The sequence below is a fragment of the Bradyrhizobium lablabi genome (assembly GCF_018129385.1).
Taxonomy (GTDB): Bacteria; Pseudomonadota; Alphaproteobacteria; order Rhizobiales; family Xanthobacteraceae; genus Bradyrhizobium; species Bradyrhizobium lablabi_C.
On the sequence record NZ_JAFCLN010000008.1, the window covers coordinates 113,070 to 131,454 of the forward strand.

Genomic DNA, 18,385 nt, shown 5'->3' on the forward strand with positions numbered 1-18,385 from the left:
CCGATGACAGGCTCCGCGAAGCAATCCAGCTTTGCTACAGCAAGAAAGCTGGATTGCTTCGTCGCTTCGCTCCTCGCAATGACGAGAAATGGTACCGAGCCGGAACTGCCGCTGTAACTTCTTCTGCGGACAGCGTTATCCATCCCCATTGAGACCTGCGCCGAAAGCTGCTAACCAGCCCGCGCTTGCGCGACTGGCGACTTGGATGGAGCACCATCGGGAAGCGCAAGAGCAATCGCCGCGCGCCTGGGCAGAAGCTTCCCTTTTCACAAGAGGACCTTGCCCATGACCGATACCACCCGCCGCGTTTCCCGCGCCCTGCTCTCCGTTTCCGACAAGACCGGACTGATCGAATTCGCCAACGCGCTGGCCGCGCGCGGCGTCGAACTGGTCTCGACCGGCGGCACGGCGAAGGCGATCGCCGCCGCCGGCCTGAAGGTGAAGGACGTCTCCGAGCTCACCGGCTTTCCCGAGATGATGGATGGCCGGGTCAAGACGCTGCATCCGAACGTGCATGGCGGCCTGCTCGCGATCCGCGGCAACAAGGAACATGCCGCGGCGATGAAGAAGCACGGCATCGCACCGATCGATCTGCTGGTGGTCAACCTCTACCCGTTCGAGGCGACCGTCGACAAGGGTGCGGACTTTGCGGAGTGCATCGAGAACATCGACATCGGCGGTCCCGCGATGATCCGCGCCGCCGCGAAAAACAATGATGACGTCGCTGTTGTCGTCGATGTCGGCGATTACAAGGTCCTGCTCGACGAGCTCGCCGCCAACAACGGCGCCACCACGCTCTACCTGCGCCGCCGCCTTGCCGCCAAAGCCTATGCCCGCACCGCCGCCTATGATGCCGCGATCTCGAACTGGTTCGCCGCGCAGAATGTGACGGACGCGCCGGACTATCGCGCTTTCGGCGGAAAACTGATCCAGTCGCTGCGCTACGGCGAGAACCCGCACCAGAAAGCCGCATTCTATGCGACGCCGGACTGGCGTCCGGGCGTCGCCACCGCACGGCAGGTGCAGGGCAAGGAGCTGTCCTACAACAACATCAACGACACCGATGCGGCCTATGAATGCATCGGTGAGTTCGACACCGCGCGCACCGCCGCCTGTGTCATCGTCAAGCACGCCAACCCCTGCGGCGTCGCCGAAGGCGCCGATCTGCTGTCCGCCTATCGCAAGGCGCTGGCCTGCGATTCCACCTCGGCGTTCGGCGGCATCGTCGCGGTCAACCGCAAGCTCGATGCGGACGCCGCGCGCGCCATCACCGAGATCTTCACCGAGGTGATTATCGCGCCCGATGCGACGGACGAGGCCATCGCCATCGTCGCCGCCAAGAAGAACCTGCGGCTCTTGCTTGCCGGCGGCCTGCCCGATCCGCGCGCAGCGGGCCTGACCGCCAAGACCGTGGCGGGCGGCCTTCTGGTGCAGAGCCGCGACAACGCCGTGGTCGATGACATGGCCTTGAAGGTCGTCACCAAACGCGCGCCGACCGACGCCGAATTGCGCGATCTCAAATTCGCCTTCCGTGTCGCAAAGCACGTGAAGTCGAACACCATCATATATGCAAAGGATCTCGCGACCGTCGGCATCGGCGCCGGCCAAATGAGCCGCGTCGATTCCGCCCGCATCGCCGCGCGAAAAGCGCTCGATGCGGCGAAGGAATTGAAGCTCGCCGAACCGCTGACCAAGGGCTCGGTGGTCGCCTCGGATGCGTTCTTCCCCTTTGCCGACGGCATGCTCGCCTGCATCGAAGCCGGCGCCACCGCCGTGATCCAGCCCGGCGGCTCCGTGCGCGACGACGAAGTGATCAAGGCCGCCGACGACCACGGCATCGCCATGGTCTTTACGGGGACGCGGCATTTCCGGCATTAGCCGCTCGCTATCCCCACATCGCGCTGTCGTCCCGGCGAACGCCGGGACCCATACCGCGTTGTGCTATCGGTTGGAAAAGCCGGCTGACGCGGGTGCAAACCACCAAAGGCCGCGGCGTATGGGTCCCGGCTCGCGCTTCGCTTGGCCGGGACGACGGGAGGGCTATTTCTCCCGCACCATCATCAGCAGCACCATCCCGACCGAGAAAAACAGCACCAGCACGGCCATGCCCGCCTTCTGGTTCTGCGTCGCCGCGGTGATCGCGCCGATCAGCAGCGGCCCGATGAACGAGGTGACTTTCCCCGTTAGCGCGAACAGGCCAAAATATTGCGCGATGCGATCTCTTGGCGCGAGGCGGATCAGCAGCGTGCGCGCGGCCGCCTGTAGCGGCCCGCCAGCGGCGCCGATCAGGCATCCCAGCACGAGATAGGCGCGCTCGGATGCGGAAGCGAACAAGCCGCCGCCGGGAACCGGCGGCGCGACCTCGATGAAGAAGATCGAGTCCTTGTCGACCAGCAGGATCGCGACGACAGCCGACAGCAGTACGATCATGCTGCCCGCGATCACGCGTTTCGGTCCAAAGATGTCGTCGAGCTTGCCGCCGAACCAGGCGCCGAACACGCCGGCGACTGCCAGGATGATGCCGAACGTGCCGATCTGGATGGTGTGCCAGCCGAAGGTGGTCGCGGCGTAGATGCCGCCGAAGGCGAACAGCGAGACCAGGCCGTCGGTGTAGATCATGTTGGCGAGCAAAAAAATCGCCATCGATCTCTGCTTCGGCAATTCGGCGAGCGTTTGCTTGAGTTCGAGCAGACCTGCGCGCAATGCCTCCCGCACCGGACGTTTTGCCGGATAATCCGGCGTCAGCAAGAACATCGGCAGCACGAAGATGATGAACCAGAGGCCGGTGAGCGGGCCGGTGATGCGGTCGCCCTGGTGCGTGACGGGATCGAGCCCGAACAGCGGCGTCAGTCCGAACAGCGTGCGGCCGGTTTGCGGACTCGCGGCGAGAAAGCCGAGCACCAGGATCAGGCTCACGATGCCGCCGAGATAGCCGGTGGCCCAGCCGGTTCCCGACAACCGTCCGATCCGTTCCGGCGGCACCAGCGTTGGCATCATCGCATTGTTGAATACGGTCGCGAATTCAACGCCGACGCTGGCGACCGCATAGGCGATCAGAACCGGCACGATCACGCTGGGATCGCCGGGCTTGCCGATCCACATCGCGCTCGCGCCGATCACCAATAGCGCGCCGAAGCCAGCGATCCACGGCTTGCGCCGGCCGCTGGCATCGGCGATCGCGCCAAGCACCGGCGACAGCAGGCCGATCGTCAGCCCCGCGCCCGCGGCGGCAAATCCCCACATCGCCTGCCCCGCCGCCGGGTTCGGCGCGATGAAATTGGCAAAGTAGGGCGCGAACACGAAGGTCGTGATCAGCGTGAAATAGGGTTGCGCGGCCCAGTCGAAGAGAATCCAGCTAATGACGGCGGAGCGGCGCGGATAGGCCGGTTTTGCATCCATGCCATCTACCGCCAAAACCGTCGCCGTCATCAAAAGCCGCCCATCCAGATCACAAACAGGCGTTTTGCCCGCCGCACCGAAACCCATATAGCATCCATGGATACGATGACGCTTCACGTTGTCGCATGGCGCTCATGACAGGCATTTGATGACCCCAATGACCAACTGGCGGAAAATTTTCGCCGCTGCGGCGATTGTCATCGCATTCACGACTCCTGCGAGTGCGCAGGAGCGCCGCGTCTATTCACCACCCGCCTCCGCTCATTCGGTCCGCGGCACCTCCGCCGAGAACGGCATGGTGGTGGCGCAGGAAAGACTGGCAACGCAAATCGGCGCCGACGTGCTGCGCCAGGGCGGCAACGCGGTCGACGCCGCGGTCGCGGTCGGCTTTGCGATGGCGGTAAGTTATCCGCGCGCCGGAAATATCGGCGGCGGCGGTTTCATGGTGATCCATTCCGCCGAGCGCGGCCAGGACGTCGCGATCGACTTTCGCGAGACCGCGCCGGCAGCGACCAAGCAGGACATTTTTCTCGGCCCCGACGGCAAGCCCGATCCGGCAAAGTCGCGCGATTCGGCACTCGGCATCGGCGTGCCCGGAACCGTCGCCGGACTCGCGCTGGCGCTGGAAAAATTCGGCTCGGGCAACTTTACGCTCGCGCAAATCATCAAGCCCGCGATCGACCTCGCCCGCGACGGATTTGTCGTCACCGACGACACCGCCGACACACTATCCTTTATGTATCAGCGGATGGCTCGCTGGCCGAATTCAGCCAAATCGTTTTCGCGCCCCGACGGCACCCCGCTCCACGAGGGCGACCGGCTGATCCAGAGCGATCTGGCGGCAACGCTGACCGCCGTCGCCGAGCAGGGCCCGCGCGGCTTCTATGAGGGGCCGGTTGCGGAAAAACTCGCCAAGGCCGTTCGCGATTCCGGCGGCATCATGACGGCAGACGATCTGAAATCATATCAGGCCGTGATCCGCGCGCCGGTGCGCGGCTCCTATCGCGGCTACGACATCGTCGCAATGCCGCTGCCTTCCTCGGGCGGCACCGTGCTGGTGGAGATCCTGAACATCCTCGAAGGATTTGCGCTCGCCGACATGAAGCAAAACTCCGCCGCCTCGCTGCATGTCATGATCGAGGCGATGAAGCGCGCCTATGCCGACCGCGCCCGCTACCTCGGCGACCCCGCCTTCATCAACGCGCCCACCAACATCCTGCTGTCCAAGGACTACGCGGCCAAACAGCGCGCCACTATCGATCTGGCGCGCGCCACGCCATGGGCCGATGCGGCGCCGAAAGCGCCGGCGCGCGAAGGTTCCAACACCACGCATTATTCGGTGGTCGATGCCAGGGGCAATGCGGTCAGCACCACCTACACGCTGAATTTCCCCTATGGGGTCGGCCTCGTCGCCGAAGGCACCGGCGTGCTGCTCAACAACGAGCTCGACGATTTCACCGCGGCGCCCGGCGCCTCCAACGCTTTCGGCCTGGTCGGCTTCGAGGCCAATCTGCCGGGTCCTGGCAAGCGGCCGCTGTCGTCGATGTCGCCCACCATCGTGCTGAAGGACGGCAAGCCTGTGCTGGTCACGGGCTCGCCCGGCGGCAGCCGCATCATCTCAGCGGTGACGCAGGTGATCGTCAACGCGCTCGACTACAGGATGGACATCGCGGCCGCGGTCGCCGCACCTCGCATGCACCATCAATGGCTGCCCGAGGATGTCCGCTTCGAGCGCGGTTTTCCGGAAGAGGTGCTGTCGGAGCTGAAGGCTAGGGGCCACAAGGTGGTCGATCAGCTCGGCCAGACCTCCGCCAATTCGATCGCCGTCACGCCGCATGGCTGGGAAGGGGCCCCCGACCCGCGCACCCGCGGCGCCTGGGCGGAAGGGTATTAGCGCAGGAATCGTAGAGCGGGCCAAGCGACAGCGTGCCCACCGTTCCATTCACAATCCGGAACGATTGGTGGGCACGGCGCAATGCGCCTTTGCCCACCCTACAGCGTCGGCGTAGATTGCCTTTGCATGCGACCGCAAAGGAGCCCTCCCATGTCATCCCTCAAAGGCAAAACGCTGTTCATCTCAGGCGCGAGCCGCGGCATTGGGCTGGCGATCGCGCTGCGCGCCGCGCGCGACGGCGCCAATGTCGCGATTGCCGCGAAAACCGCCGAACCGCATCCGCGGCTGAAGGGCACCATCTACACCGCGGCCGACGACGTCCGCGCCGCCGGCGGCAAGGCGCTGCCGATCGTCTGCGACATCCGCGAAGAAGCTCAGGTGATGGACGCGATCGAAAAGACCGTCACCGAGTTCGGCGGCATCGACATCTGCGTCAACAACGCCAGCGCCATCAGCCTCACCAATTCGCAGGCCACCGACATGAAGCGGTTCGACCTGATGATGGGCATCAATACCAGAGGCACCTTCATGGTGTCGAAATACTGCATCCCGCATCTGAAGAAGGCGGCCAATCCGCACATCCTGATGCTCTCTCCGCCGCTCGACATGAAGCAGAAATGGTTCGAGCATTCGACCGCCTACACCATGGCCAAATACGGCATGAGCATGTGCGTGCTCGGCCTGTCGGGCGAATTGAAACCGGCGGGCGTCGCCGTCAACGCGCTGTGGCCGCGCACCACGATCGCGACCGCCGCGGTGGGCAACCTCCTCGGCGGCGATGCCATGATGCGCATGAGCCGCACGCCCGAGATCATGGGCGATGCCGCGCATGCGATCTTCACGCGGCCCGCGCGCGAGTTCACCGGCAATTTCTGCATCGACGACAAGGTGCTTTACGCCAGCGGCGTGCGCGACTTCGAGCATTATCGTGTCGACAAATCGGCGCCATTGATGTCGGACTTTTTCGTACCCGACGATGACGTGCCACCGCCCGGCGTCAGCGTGCAGCCCCTGCCCTCGGTCGGCGCCGCGCAGACGTCGCGCTAGATGTGATCCGGACCCGTAGGGCCGCGTCAGCGCAAAGTGGGCACCGGTTTTCCCTCGCGACAAACGCGAAGCGTTTGCGCGGCGATCACGCTCAAACAAATAAGCAACGCCGGAGAACTGCGTGACTGCCTGGAAGTGGATTTTCGCCGCGACGACTACCCTGTTCCTTGCAACGCTCGCGGCGCTGAGCATCCATTTCCGCCCCGACCGCGCCATCCGTGTCGGCACCGGCGGCCTCGCGCATATCATCTGCTCCAAGACGTTCGTCTCCGGTCTCGATCCGCAGGAGGTGTTCGCAGCGACGCTGGAGCGCCCCGGCTTCCGCCGCTTGCGTCATGCACTGAGTTTCCAGATCGACCGAAAGACAAAGACCGTCGAAGCATCGGTGCTCGGCTTCTACAAAAACCGCGCCTTATTCCACGACGGGCTCGGCTGCGTCGAGCAGCACGGAACGAAACAGCCCTATGTCCTGAAGAACGACGTCGAGGCATTGAAGGTGCCGAAGACGCCCCCGCTATTGCCCGAGATTGCCGGGCCTGCCGTCGTCGAGCCGGCCGATTCCGCGCTTAAAACTGCGCTCGACCATGCCTTCGAGGAATCGGCCGCGCCGCCGTTCCGGCGCACCAAGGCGGTTGTCGTGGTGCATGACGGCAGGGTGATTGCCGAACGCTATGCGCCCGGCATCGGCATCGATACACAGCTCTCCGGTTTCTCCATGACAAAGTCGCTCATCAACGCGCTGATCGGCGTGCTCAACCAGCACGGCCTGACCTCGCCGTCGATCCCGGCGTCGATTCCGGAATGGCGCAACATCGACGATCCGCGCCGCGAGATCGAAATCGAACATCTCATGCGCATGACCACAGGCCTCGATCTCGACGAGACCAATTCCGGCTTCGACCGGTCGAGCCAGATGTATCTGGAGGATGATCTGTCCGCCTACGCGGTCAATTCAAGAATGATCGCCCCGCTCGGCACACGCTTTCATTATTCCGGCGCGACCACGCAGATCCTGGCGCGCGTCGTTCGCGACCTCACCGGCGGGCCGGAGCAGACGCTCGCCTTTGCCTGGCGCGAATTGTTCAATCCGCTCGGCATGCGCAACGTCACGCTGGAATTCGACGGCGCCGGCACGCTGCAAGGCGCCAACTACATGCTGGCCAGCGCGCGCGACTGGGCCAAGCTCGGCGTGCTCTATGCCAATGACGGCGTCGTCGGCGGCAAGAAAGTCCTGCACCCGGATTGGGTAGACTTTTGCGCCGCCGCCACCCTCGGCACCGACTACGCCGCGGGCTTCTACACCAACCGCAGCGATCATCCCGATGCGAAAGGACGCGTGCTATCAGGCATGCCCCGCGACTCCCTTCTTCGCGTCAGGCCTTCTGGGCCAGCGCATCGTGATCGTCCCGTCGCACAAGCTCGTCGTCGTGCGCCTCGGCGATACGGTCGAGCCGACCGGCGACATCAGAGGCGTCGCGCGGCTGGTGAAAGAAGTGATCGCCGCGATCGGGCATTGAACTGACCCCTCTGCCGTCATTGCGAGGAGCGAAGCGACGAAGCAATCCATCTTTCCCAGTGCCGTACTATGGATTGCTTCGCTTCGCTCGCAATGACGTAGAGACTACCTTCCCACCTCATACGGCCCGCCCTTTTCCAGCGCCCGCTTGTAGGCCGGCCGCGCATGAATCTTCTCCAGCCACGCCATCGCCTTTGGATGCCCCTGCTCCAATCCTGCGCGCGCGGAAGCCGCTTCCAGCGGAAAGCTCATCTGGATGTCGGCGGCAGAAAATTCATTACCGGCGAACCATTCGCTTTTCGCAAGCTCGCTTTCCCAATAATCCATGTGCTGCTTGAGCTGCGGATTGACCAGCGTGGTCAGCGCCTGGTTCGACACCTTGCGCACCAGCGGCCGCAGCAAAGCCGGCGCGCGCTTCGGCATCAGCGTGAACAGCAATTTTAGCAGCAGCGGCGACATCGCCGAGCCTTCGGCGTAGTGCAGCCAATAGGTATAGCGCAGCCGTTCCGGCGTGTTGGGCGGCGGGACCAGACGGCCGTTGCCGTAGGTCGCGATAAGGTATTCGGCGATCGCGCCCGACTCGGCGATGGTGTTGCCGTTGTCGGTGACAACAGGCGATTTACCGAGCGGATGGATCGCGCGCAGCTCCCTCGGCGCGCGCATGTCCGGCTGACGCTGATAGCGCACGATCTCGTACGGCACGCCCAACTCCTCGAGCAGCCACAGCACCCGCTGCGAGCGCGAGTTGTTGAGATGATGAACCGTCAGCATGAGCGTCCCCCTCCACGAATTTACGGTGCTCCCGTATCAGGCCTCGGCGGGTTTTGCGACGTGGAGGCGGGTCGGCGGACCATCTCGACAATTTATTATCCGGGTAATATTGACTCCATGAATATACCCGGGTATAAATACCCCATGTGGCCCTTTCGGAAACGCAAAATGACTCAAAGCTTTACCGCCTTCGAAGGCGAGCGTCGCCTCGTTACGGGGTCGCTCGCCGAGGTTGCCCTCGCCATCAAGCGTGCCGGCCGCCGGGCCGAGCCGGTCCTCATCTTCAACGATGCGAGCGGCCGCTCGCTCGATCTCGACCTGCGCGGCAGCGATGACGAGATCATCGCAAGGCTGCCGCGCACCGCACCTGCAACGCCTGCGCCCGAGGCCGACCCCACCGAACCGCGCGGCCGCGGCCGTCCGAAGCTCGGCGTGGTGGCGCGCGAGGTAACGCTGTTGCCGCGGCACTGGGAATGGCTCAACGCCCAGCCGGGCGGCGCGTCGGTGGCCCTGCGCAAGCTCGTGGACGAGGCCCGCCGCGTCAGCGGCGACCGCGACCGGCTGCGCGCCGCGCGCGATGCGGCCTACCACTTCATGTCCGCGATGGCCGGCAACTTCGCCAACTTCGAGGAGGCTTCGCGCGCTTTGTTCGCTGATGACCTGCGGCGCTTTGCCGGCCTGGTCGCCGACTGGCCCGTGGACGTCCGCGATCATATCGTCAAGCTCGCCTATAGCGACCAGGCCGGCCAGCGAGCGTAACCTCCCAAAAGGACGGGGCGGAATGACACCCTCATTCCGCCCGTCTGTTGATCCCGCGTCCCCGACCCGCTAGGAATGATAGGGATCATATAAGAAAATGCCGGGAGGATGCCGTGAGCCAAAATCCGCAATTCATGTTCGATTTCGGCAGCCCGAACGCGTTCCTCAGCCATGAGGCGATCCCGGCGATCGAAAAGCGCACCGGCGTGAAGTTCGAATACATACCGATCCTGCTCGGCGGCATTTTCAAAGCCACCAACAACAAATCGCCGGCCGAGACGCTCGCCGGCGTCAAGAACAAGCCCGAATTCCACGCGCTGGAAACCGAGCGGTTCGTCAAGCGCTTTGGCGTAAAGCCCTACACCTGGAACCCGTTCTTCCCGGTCAACACGCTCAACCTGATGCGCGCGGCGGTCGCCGCGCAATTGGAGGGCGTGTTCGAAAAATATGTCGAGGCCGCCTTCCACCACATGTGGGTCGAGCCGAAGAAGATGGACGATCCGGCGGTCGCGGCGAAGGCGCTTTCCGATTCCGGCCTCGATGCTGCAAAACTGCTCGCCCGCGCGCAGGAGCCCGAGGTCAAGGCCCGGCTGATCGAGAACACCCAATTCGCCGTCGCGCGCGGCGCGTTCGGCTCGCCGACCTTCTTTGTCGGCAACGAGATGTTCTTCGGCAAGGAACAGCTCCGCGAAGTCGAGGAGATGGTGTCGGGCGGATAATCACTACCGTCATTGCGAGGAGCGAAGCGACGAAGCAATCCATCTATCCCCGTGCGGAGACGTGGATTGCTTCGCTTCGCTCGCAATGACGGAATTCGGAGAGCCACATGCAAAAACGAAACGCCACCTGCGCCGTGATCGGGGCCGGCGATTACATCGGCGCCGAGATCGCCAAGAAATTCGCAGCCGAAGGCTTTACCGTGTTCGCCGGCCGCCGCAACGGCGAAAAGCTCGAACCGCTGGTGAAGGAAGTGGAAGCCGCCGGCGGTACCATTTTCGGCCGCTCGCTCGATGCGCGCAATGAGGAGGAAACCACCGCCTTCCTCAACGACGCCGACAAGCACGCGCCGCTGGAAGTCTGCATCTTCAATGTCGGCGCCAACGTCAATTTCCCGATCCTGGAAACCACCGACCGCGTCTTCCGAAAAGTGTGGGAGATGGCGTGCTGGGCCGGCTTTGTCGCGGGCCGCGAATCCGCGCGGCTGATGGTGCCGCGCGGCCAGGGCAATATCTTCTTCACCGGCGCGACCGCTTCGCTGCGCGGCGGCAGCGGCTATGCCGCCTTTGCCAGCGCCAAGTTCGGCCTGCGCGCGGTGGCGCAGGCGATGGCGCGCGAGCTCGGCCCGAAGAACATCCACGTTGCCCATCTCATCATCGATTCCGGCGTCGACACCGCTTGGGTACGCGAGCGCCGCGCCCAGATCTGGGGCAAGGAAGCGCTCGACAATCCGGACTTGCTGATGCCGCCGGCCTCGGTCGCAGCATCCTACTGGCAACTCTACCAGCAGCCGCGCAGCGCCTGGACATTCGAATTGGAGATCAGGCCGTTCGGCGAGAAATGGTGATGCATACCGTTCATGCGTCATGGCCGGGCTTGACCCGGCCGTCCACGTCTTACTTTCTATCCCAACAAGAACGCGGATGCCCGGGACAAGCCCGGGCATGACGAAGAGCAAATTCGGAGACTTGGATATGCGCACTCTCGTGGTCGGCGCCGGCGCCATCGGCGGTTACTTTGGCGGACGGCTGCTACAGGCCGGCCAGGACATCACCTTTCTGGTGCGGCCGAAGCGCACTTCCGAGCTCGCCAGGGACGGCCTCGTCATCAAGAGCCCGGGCGGCGACGTCACGCTGAAGAACCCGCCGACCGTGCAGGCCGACAAGCTCAACGAAAAATTCGATGTGGTGCTGCTGAGCTGCAAGGCGTTCGACCTCGACGATGCCATCAAATCGTTTGCGCCCGCGGTCGGACCTGACACCTCGATCATCCCGCTGCTCAACGGCATGCTGCATCTCGACGTGCTCGACAAAAAATTCGGGCGCGAGCGCGTGCTTGGCGGCCTCTGCGCCATCGCGGCGACGTTGAACGAGAAGCGCGAGGTGGTGCAGCTTGCGCCGATGCAGTCGCTCGGCTTTGGCGAGCGCGCCGGCGGCATGTCGGACCGCGTCAGGAAGATCGCCGACGTCGTCGCCAAGGGCAATTTCAACGGCGCGCCGAGCGAGAACGTGATGCAGGACATGTGGGAGAAGTGGGTCTTCCTCGCCTCGCTCGCGGCCTCGACCTGCCTGATGCGAACCTCCGTCGGCAACATTCTGGCGGTGCCCGGCGGCAAGGATTTCCTGCTCGGCATGCTCGACGAATGCAGCGCGGTCGCCTCGGCCGAAGGCTACGCGCCGGGCGGCCCGTTCTTCCAGCGCACCCGCGGCCTGCTCACGACTGAAGGTTCCCCGCTGACCGCCTCGATGTTCCGCGACGTCAAGGGCGGTTTTCCGGTCGAAGCCGACCACGTGATCGGCGATCTCGTTGCCCGGGCGGATGCAGCAAAAATTCCGGTACCGAAGCTCAGGACGGCGTATACTCACCTGAAAGCTTACGAAAAACAGCGCGTGGGCTAATCCGGAATTTTTGAATGAATATCAACGTGACAGAAGCCCAGCACCGCACGATTCCGCGGGCCGATTTCGGCCGCGTCACGGTGTTCTTCGGCGACAAGAACGGAAAATATCCCGATGCCAACCAGGTGATCGTGCGCGGCACCGATGCGCAGGCCGCCTTCGATACGCCGATCGTCGCCAACTATATCGGAGAGCAGTTCGAAACCAGCGATCTGGTGATCCTCGGCCATGTGCACGAAGATCACATGGCGGGGCTGCATCTTCTGCCGAAGGCGCCCGTGCATGTGCATGTCGCCGATCTGCCGGCCGCGCAGAGCTGGCCCGGCCTCGTCGCCGCCTATGGCAGCGACGACAGCTATGTCGACGCGATGCTGCAAAGTTTTCAGCGCAAATTCTTCTATGCGCCGCGGCCGGACGCGATCGGCTATGCCGACGGCGCAGTGTGGGAGCTTGGCGAGACGCGCGTGCGCGCGATCCACGCGCCCGGCCATACCGCCGGCCACAGCGTGCTGCTGGTGGAGCCCGAGGGCGTTGCCTTCATCGGCGATATCGACCTCTCCGGCTTCGGCCCCTATTACGGCGATGCCTCCTCCAGCCTCGCCGATTTTCGCGAGACATTGAAGCGCGTTGCAAATATTCCGGCCAAGGTGTGGATCACCTCGCACCACCGCGGCGTCTACACCGACCGCGAACATTTTCTGCGTGACCTTGCCGCCTACACAAAGGTGCTCGACACCCGCGAACAACGATTGCTGGAATTGCTGCGCGCCTCGCCGAAAACGCTGGAGCAACTGGTCGAGTGCCGGCTGCTCTATCCGCCCGGCCATCAGGACTATTGGGTGGTCGATGCCGAGACGCGCTCGATCTCGCGCCACCTTGAAGAGATGCTGGCCGACGGCAGCGTGCAGATCGACGAGAACGGCGCGTATCGGCCAGGCTAGGGCGAGTATTCATAAATCTGCCACGTCCGCTTTACCTTGAAAACGGACGTCCAAGGCTCCAGCAGGCCAAGTGGGGATCGTGCGGGATTTGGCGGAACGTGTAGGGCTGAGAGAGCTTGCGCGGTCGCTGACAGCAGTACGTGGACGGCACGGCGCGCCGGATCCTACAGGGCTTGCCTGCACAGGTGATCCAAAATATCGTGCGTTACTCACTCGATATTCAGAAAGTGAGGATGCGTCGCTCCGTGGGGCCAGGCGGGATCTTCACGAGTTCTGGTTCAATCAGTCTGCGATGGATACCGATATCTGGAAAGTCACCAACGTGGCTGGGCCGCCGTACCCTCGGGGGGAAGAGATATGTCACTAAGCTTTACTGTATCCGTCACCGACACGACCGGTGCTTATGGCGCCTATACGTCGCTGATACAAACGGATGTGATTTACGCCGGCTTTGTTTGGGCCTCGTCCATCAATAGCAACGCCTCCATCGAAGTTCAGGTCAATATTGCCCAGACGCCAAGCGATACGGCCAACGGCACTGCGGCCACCTCTACTTTCCTCTCCAGCAGCAACGGGTTGGATTACTGGCGTTTCGGAACGATCTCCGAGATGATAACTGGCCAGGACCCGAACGGCGCTGCTGCAGACGTTATCATCAACGTCGATCCGGATTACATCAATCAGTGGCTCTGGTTCGATCCCAACCCCTCGCCCAACTCGGTCGTTCCAGCCAACAAACTCAATGCGGTCGAGGCCTTCGAACACGAACTCGGGCATGCCTTCGGATTTAATGGATTTCTCAACTGGTCTACGGGCTTGCCGACACAGAATGATTATTCGACATTCGATACGTATGTCACCGTAATAAACGGCGTGCCCTATTTCACCGGACCCGCGGCCGAAGCCGTCTATGGGGGAGCGGTCCCCCTGACAATCGGAAATCTCTATCACGTCGGCAACAGCGCGGGGCAACCCGGCTCCGATCTGCTAGGTGACCTGATGAACGGGGTCATCGGGTTTCTCGGCAACGGCCCGGGAGTTAGCGCGCTCGACCTCGCTATCCTGAAAGACATTGGCGTGCCGATGCTCGCTCCGACCGCGGGCACCGAAACGCGCCACGACTTCAACGGCGACGGCAACAGCGACATCGTCTGGCGCAACGACGCCGGCGCCACGTCGATCTGGGCCATGAACGACGCCACCATTCTTCACAGCAGCTCGCTCGGCACGATGCCGGCCGCCTGGACGCTCGCCGGCACCGGCGACTTCAACGGCGACGGCATGAGCGATTTGTTGTGGCGCAACGAGGCCGCCGGCACAGCCCAGATCTGGGACATGAATGACGGGGCCATTCTCCACGCCAATTCGCTGGGCATCATCCCGTCGAACTGGCATGCACTCGGAGTTGGTGACTTCAACGGCGACGGCATGAGCGACATCGTCTGGCGCAACGATGCCGGCGCCACCTCGATCTGGGCCATGAACGACGGCGTCATCGACCACTCCAATACATTGGGGACGGTGCCGTCGACATGGACGCTGGCCGGCACCGGCGATTTCAACGGCGACGGCAACAGCGACCTGTTGTGGCGCAACGAGGCGGCCGGCACTGCGCAGATCTGGGACATGAATGATGGCGCCATCCTGCACGCCAATTCGCTCGGCGTCATACCGTCGAACTGGCACATCCTCGGGGTCGGCGACTTCAACGGCGACAACATGAGCGACATCGTCTGGCGCAACGGCGCCGGCACCACGCAGATATGGGACATGAACGACGGCGCTATCCTGCACACCAATTCGCTGGGCGTGATACCGGCCAACTGGCAGCTCGAAGGCACCGGCGACTACAACGGCGACGGCAAGAGCGACCTGCTGTGGCGCAACGAGACCGCCAGCGCCGCGCAAATCTGGGACATGAATGACGGCACTGTTTTGCACGCCAATTCCCTTGGCGTGATTCCTGCGAACTGGCACATCATCGCCTAGACGCTTAACACAGCCAGACTTTAGACAGCCCCGGATTTGAAGCAGCTCAATCAGCAGGAAGGGGTCGTCGATCTCATTCCACCAGCGTGAACTGTAGCAGCAGGTTGCGCTGGATCATGGAAAAGTTGTCGTCGGAAACCATGGTGATGACGGTTTCGCCTTCCGGCGTCACGTGCGAATCGATCCCCTCCATGTTGTCGACCTCGTTGCCGAGATCGGCGAGGAAGATCACGGGACCATCGACGACCGCGCCCGGCGCCACCGATCTGATGGGGATGCTGCGGATTCGGATGCCGACGCCGCCGATAAAGGAGAACTTCCGCTCCAGCACCAGCAGCTCGCCGGATGAGAGCAGCGCTGCGTCGCTCACATCGAATTTGTCGGTGCGGCGCAGGCTGAATTGACCCGGCGTCTTGCCGCCGATCAGAAAGCCCAGAATGTTGCCCTGCGCATCGAGCCCGCGTTCGGAGATCGCGATCAGCGTGCCCGCGAGCGGCTGGCCCTTCGGCACCATCACGAGGGCTTCCAGTCCCTTGTTATACGGCAGCTTCTTCGCCGCGGCCGGCAGCGGCACCACTTCGCCGAGCGAGCGCGTAAAACCTTTTGAAAAATCGAAGCGCAGGAGCTGATTGACGCGCTCCAGGCCGACATAAACCAGCGAGCCGTCGAGCGCGAGCGACTCGGTGTCGAACCAGCCCTGCGCGGTGATCGGCTTGCCGTCTGGCCCGAGGATCGGCGAGGCCTCGACGTCGTCGAGGCCGATCATTTCCCGCCCGCGATATCGGATGCGGCCGGTGAACCAGCCGGCCTTGTCGCTGATCGCGATGAAGCGCTCGCCCTTGGCGTCGAGCCGCAGGCCCGACAGCCCGCCAAAACCGCGGAAGGAAGAAGTCAGGATCAACCCGCTGCGATATTCCAGCGAACCGAATCGCGTGCGCGACCGTTCGCGGTTGTCGAACGAGGGAATCGGCCTTGCATGGACTTCGATCGAAACCGGCGCAGTGACGGAGAACTCGTCCGGCTTCGGCTGTTTGGGCGGCCGCTCCAGCGCCGTCTGCGCCGATGCGACCGCAGGCAGCGCCGCAGCCGAAAGCCCCGCCGTCGATTTCAGGAAGCCGCGGCGGGTAACCTGCGCGCGCATGTTCCTTTACGAATGCAATCGCCGCGGCCGCCCGGCGGCAGGCGCCGGGCCGTGAGTCTCGCTGAACAGTTCCGCGAGCTTTTCCGTGATGGCGCCGCCGAGCTCTTCGGCGTCCACGATCGTCACCGCGCGGCGGTAGTAACGCGTCACGTCGTGGCCGATGCCGATCGCGATCAGCTCGACCGGCGAGCGGGTCTCGATCTCCTCGATGATGTGGCGCAAGTGCCGCTCGAGATAATTGCCGGGATTGACCGACAGCGTGGAGTCATCCACCGGTGCACCGTCCGAAATCATCATCAGGATGCGGCGCTGCTCGGGCCGGCCGAGCAGGCGCTTGTGCGCCCAGTCCAGCGCCTCGCCGTCGATATTCTCCTTCAGGAGCCCCTCGCGCATCATCAGCCCGAGATTTTTGCGCGCACGCCGCCACGGCGCATCTGCCGACTTGTAGATGATATGGCGCAAATCGTTGAGCCGTCCCGGATTGGCCGGCTTGCCCGCGGCGAGCCACGCCTCGCGCGACTGCCCGCCCTTCCAGGCGCGCGTGGTGAAGCCCAAAATTTCCACCTTGACGCCGCAACGCTCCAGCGTGCGCGCCAGAATGTCGGCGCAGGTCGCCGCCACCGTGATGGGACGGCCGCGCATCGAGCCGGAATTATCGAGCAGCAGCGTCACCACGGTATCGCGGAAGGTCGCCTCCTTCTCATGCATGAAGGACAGCGGGTGATAGGGATCGGTGACCACGCGCGACAGCCGCGCCGGGTCCAAAATGCCCTCTTCGAGATCGAACTCCCAGGCGCGGTTCTGCTGGGCCATCAGGCGGCGCTGAAGCCGGTTGGCGAGCCGCGCCACGATACCCTGTAGATGCGCGAGCTGCTTGTCGAGATAGGAACGCAACCGCTCCAGCTCGTCATGGTCGCAGAGATCTTCGGCCGCGATCACCTCGTCGAACTTCGGCGCGAAGGCATGGTATTCCGGCCCGCGCGGCTCGTTGCGTCCGTGCGTATTCGGCCGCGTCGCCTCGCCCGGCGTCTCGTCGTCGCCGAGTTCGCCGTCGTCGAACGTATCGCTCGTGGAGGCCTGCGCGCTTTCCATCGCGCTGTCGGACATTTCTTCGGTGGTCGCTTGCGCCTGGTCGGCGCTCATCTCCTGCGCGGCGTCGGAATCGGGCGAACCTTCGGCGCCGGACTGGTCGTTCTCGCCGTCGCTGTTCTCGTCCTGATCGTCGTCATCGTCCATCTCGGCATTGCGGTCGTCACCGAGATCGAGCGCGGACAAGAGGTCATGCACGAGGTCGCCGAACTTGGCCTGATCCTCGGTGACCCTGGAGAGCTTGTCGAGCCGGGTGCCGATCTTGTCCTCCAGCACCGGGCGCCAGAGATCGACCATCTTCTTGGCCGCTGCGGGGGGCGCCAGACCAGTGAGCCGCTCGCGCACCAGCATGGCGAGCGCATCCGACAGCGGCGCGTCGGCGCGGTCGGTGATCTCGTCATACTTGCCGCGGTGAAAATGATCGTCGAGCATCGCGGTGAGATTTTTGGCAACGCCGGCCATTCGCCGCGCGCCGATCGCCTCCACCCGCGCCTGCTCCACCGCCTCGAACACGCCGCGCGCCTGCGGATTGCCCGGCATCAGCTTGCGATGCACCTTTGGATCATGACAGGCCAGCTTCAGCGCAATGGAGTCGGCATGGCCGCGCACGATCGCGGCATCCCGCTTGGTCATCTTGCGCGCTGGCTCCGGCAATCGCGCCTTGCCGGGCGCCAGGCCCGGGCGTTCGGCGGCGAAGCTGACTTCCAGCTCCGGCGTCTTGGCGATCGCCTTCAGGCAGGAAGTCACCGCGCGCTTGAACGGCTCGGTCGGCGCTTCCTTGGAACTGCGGAATTTGGAATTGGATATGCTGCTCATAGCGCTTTCGTGAACCAGTGGCGCGTCACGCCGTCAGGATAGCCTTCGATCGAACCGAACTCTTTGTAGCCGCAGGAGCGATAGAAGCCGGGCGCCTGAAAGCTCATCGTGTCGAGATAAGAACGCGTCGCTCCGAACTTTTTCGCCTCGTCCTCGATCGCCCTGATCAGCTTCGTCCCGAAATCCTTGCCGCGGTATTTTTGCTCCATCCAGAAGAACTGGATGAACAGTACCGTGGTCCAGACCTCGCCCACGATCCCGCCGACGATCTTGCCGCGCTCGCGCAGGGAGATGGCAAAGCGCTTGTACTTCTGCTTCCCCATCTTCTCGGTGTTGTAGCCGATCAGCCCGCCGAGCACCGCCTTCTTGGTCGTCCCAATGGTGCGCTCGACGGCGATGGAGGGCATC

15 protein-coding genes and 1 riboswitch are annotated in these 18,385 nt (G+C 63.6%); of the genes, 10 read left to right on the top strand and 5 right to left on the bottom strand.

Going from position 1 to position 18,385, the window contains the following annotated elements:
- Positions 1 to 179: 179 nt before the first annotated feature.
- A riboswitch (ZMP/ZTP riboswitch) is annotated at positions 180 to 259 on the top strand.
- Between the two features lie 26 nt (positions 260 to 285).
- Positions 286 to 1,878 carry a bifunctional phosphoribosylaminoimidazolecarboxamide formyltransferase/IMP cyclohydrolase gene (purH, locus tag JQ628_RS17475; protein WP_212224046.1) on the top strand — a complete coding sequence of 531 codons (1,593 nt, stop codon included), beginning with the start codon at positions 286 to 288 and terminating at the stop codon, positions 1,876 to 1,878.
- Between the two features lie 162 nt (positions 1,879 to 2,040).
- Here purH and JQ628_RS17480 read toward each other — a convergent pair whose 3' ends face one another.
- Positions 2,041 to 3,429: an MFS transporter gene (locus tag JQ628_RS17480; protein ID WP_212224048.1), complete on the bottom strand. Its 1,389-nt coding sequence runs from the start codon at positions 3,427 to 3,429 to the stop codon at positions 2,041 to 2,043.
- Positions 3,430 to 3,556: 127 nt separating this feature from the next.
- Between JQ628_RS17480 and ggt the strand changes: the two genes are divergently transcribed.
- The 3 genes from ggt to JQ628_RS17495 all read left to right on the top strand — a co-directional run bounded on the left by ggt (position 3,557) and on the right by JQ628_RS17495 (position 7,862).
- Positions 3,557 to 5,293: a gamma-glutamyltransferase gene (ggt, locus tag JQ628_RS17485; RefSeq protein ID WP_249128025.1), complete on the top strand. Its 1,737-nt coding sequence runs from the start codon at positions 3,557 to 3,559 to the stop codon at positions 5,291 to 5,293.
- A 150-nt stretch (positions 5,294 to 5,443) separates the two neighbouring features.
- Positions 5,444 to 6,340: an SDR family oxidoreductase gene (locus JQ628_RS17490; RefSeq protein ID WP_212224050.1), complete on the top strand. Its 897-nt coding sequence runs from the start codon at positions 5,444 to 5,446 to the stop codon at positions 6,338 to 6,340.
- A gap of 121 nt (positions 6,341 to 6,461) precedes the next feature.
- On the top strand, positions 6,462 to 7,862 hold the full coding sequence (locus tag JQ628_RS17495; protein ID WP_349628078.1) for a serine hydrolase domain-containing protein: 1,401 nt from the start codon (positions 6,462 to 6,464) through the stop codon (positions 7,860 to 7,862).
- A 99-nt stretch (positions 7,863 to 7,961) separates the two neighbouring features.
- Here the strand turns inward: JQ628_RS17495 and JQ628_RS17500 are convergent, their stop codons facing one another.
- Positions 7,962 to 8,627: a glutathione S-transferase family protein gene (locus tag JQ628_RS17500; protein WP_212224051.1), complete on the bottom strand. Its 666-nt coding sequence runs from the start codon at positions 8,625 to 8,627 to the stop codon at positions 7,962 to 7,964.
- Between the two features lie 168 nt (positions 8,628 to 8,795).
- Between JQ628_RS17500 and JQ628_RS17505 the strand changes: the two genes are divergently transcribed.
- The 6 genes from JQ628_RS17505 to JQ628_RS17530 all read left to right on the top strand — a co-directional run bounded on the left by JQ628_RS17505 (position 8,796) and on the right by JQ628_RS17530 (position 14,931).
- Positions 8,796 to 9,386, top strand: a complete 591-nt coding sequence (locus JQ628_RS17505) for a DUF2239 family protein (protein ID WP_212224052.1) — start codon at positions 8,796 to 8,798, stop codon at positions 9,384 to 9,386.
- Positions 9,387 to 9,520: 134 nt separating this feature from the next.
- A complete protein-coding gene (locus tag JQ628_RS17510; RefSeq protein ID WP_212224233.1) occupies positions 9,521 to 10,105 on the top strand; it encodes a 2-hydroxychromene-2-carboxylate isomerase in 585 nt (194 codons plus the stop codon).
- A 107-nt stretch (positions 10,106 to 10,212) separates the two neighbouring features.
- Positions 10,213 to 10,950: an SDR family oxidoreductase gene (locus tag JQ628_RS17515; protein ID WP_212224053.1), complete on the top strand. Its 738-nt coding sequence runs from the start codon at positions 10,213 to 10,215 to the stop codon at positions 10,948 to 10,950.
- 127 nt (positions 10,951 to 11,077) lie between these two features.
- A complete protein-coding gene (gene panE / locus JQ628_RS17520; RefSeq protein WP_212224054.1) occupies positions 11,078 to 12,001 on the top strand; it encodes a 2-dehydropantoate 2-reductase in 924 nt (307 codons plus the stop codon).
- Between the two features lie 14 nt (positions 12,002 to 12,015).
- Positions 12,016 to 12,942 carry an MBL fold metallo-hydrolase gene (locus JQ628_RS17525; protein ID WP_212224056.1) on the top strand — a complete coding sequence of 309 codons (927 nt, stop codon included), beginning with the start codon at positions 12,016 to 12,018 and terminating at the stop codon, positions 12,940 to 12,942.
- A gap of 357 nt (positions 12,943 to 13,299) precedes the next feature.
- Entirely contained in the window at positions 13,300 to 14,931 is a 1,632-nt protein-coding gene (locus JQ628_RS17530) for an FG-GAP repeat domain-containing protein (protein ID WP_212224057.1), read from the top strand.
- A gap of 73 nt (positions 14,932 to 15,004) precedes the next feature.
- Here JQ628_RS17530 and JQ628_RS17535 read toward each other — a convergent pair whose 3' ends face one another.
- From JQ628_RS17535 to JQ628_RS17545, 3 genes are read right to left on the bottom strand one after another with little or no spacing between them, the layout of a single operon-like run.
- Positions 15,005 to 16,072 (bottom strand): esterase-like activity of phytase family protein, encoded by a 1,068-nt coding sequence (locus tag JQ628_RS17535; protein ID WP_212224058.1) that lies wholly within the window; start codon positions 16,070 to 16,072, stop codon positions 15,005 to 15,007.
- A gap of 6 nt (positions 16,073 to 16,078) precedes the next feature.
- On the bottom strand, positions 16,079 to 17,977 hold the full coding sequence (gene cobT, locus JQ628_RS17540; protein ID WP_212224059.1) for a cobaltochelatase subunit CobT: 1,899 nt from the start codon (positions 17,975 to 17,977) through the stop codon (positions 16,079 to 16,081).
- A complete protein-coding gene (locus tag JQ628_RS17545) occupies positions 17,974 to 18,384 on the bottom strand; it encodes a GNAT family N-acetyltransferase (RefSeq protein WP_212224060.1) in 411 nt (136 codons plus the stop codon). Before JQ628_RS17545 ends, cobT begins: the two co-directional genes overlap by 4 nt.
- Position 18,385 lies beyond the last annotated feature (1 nt).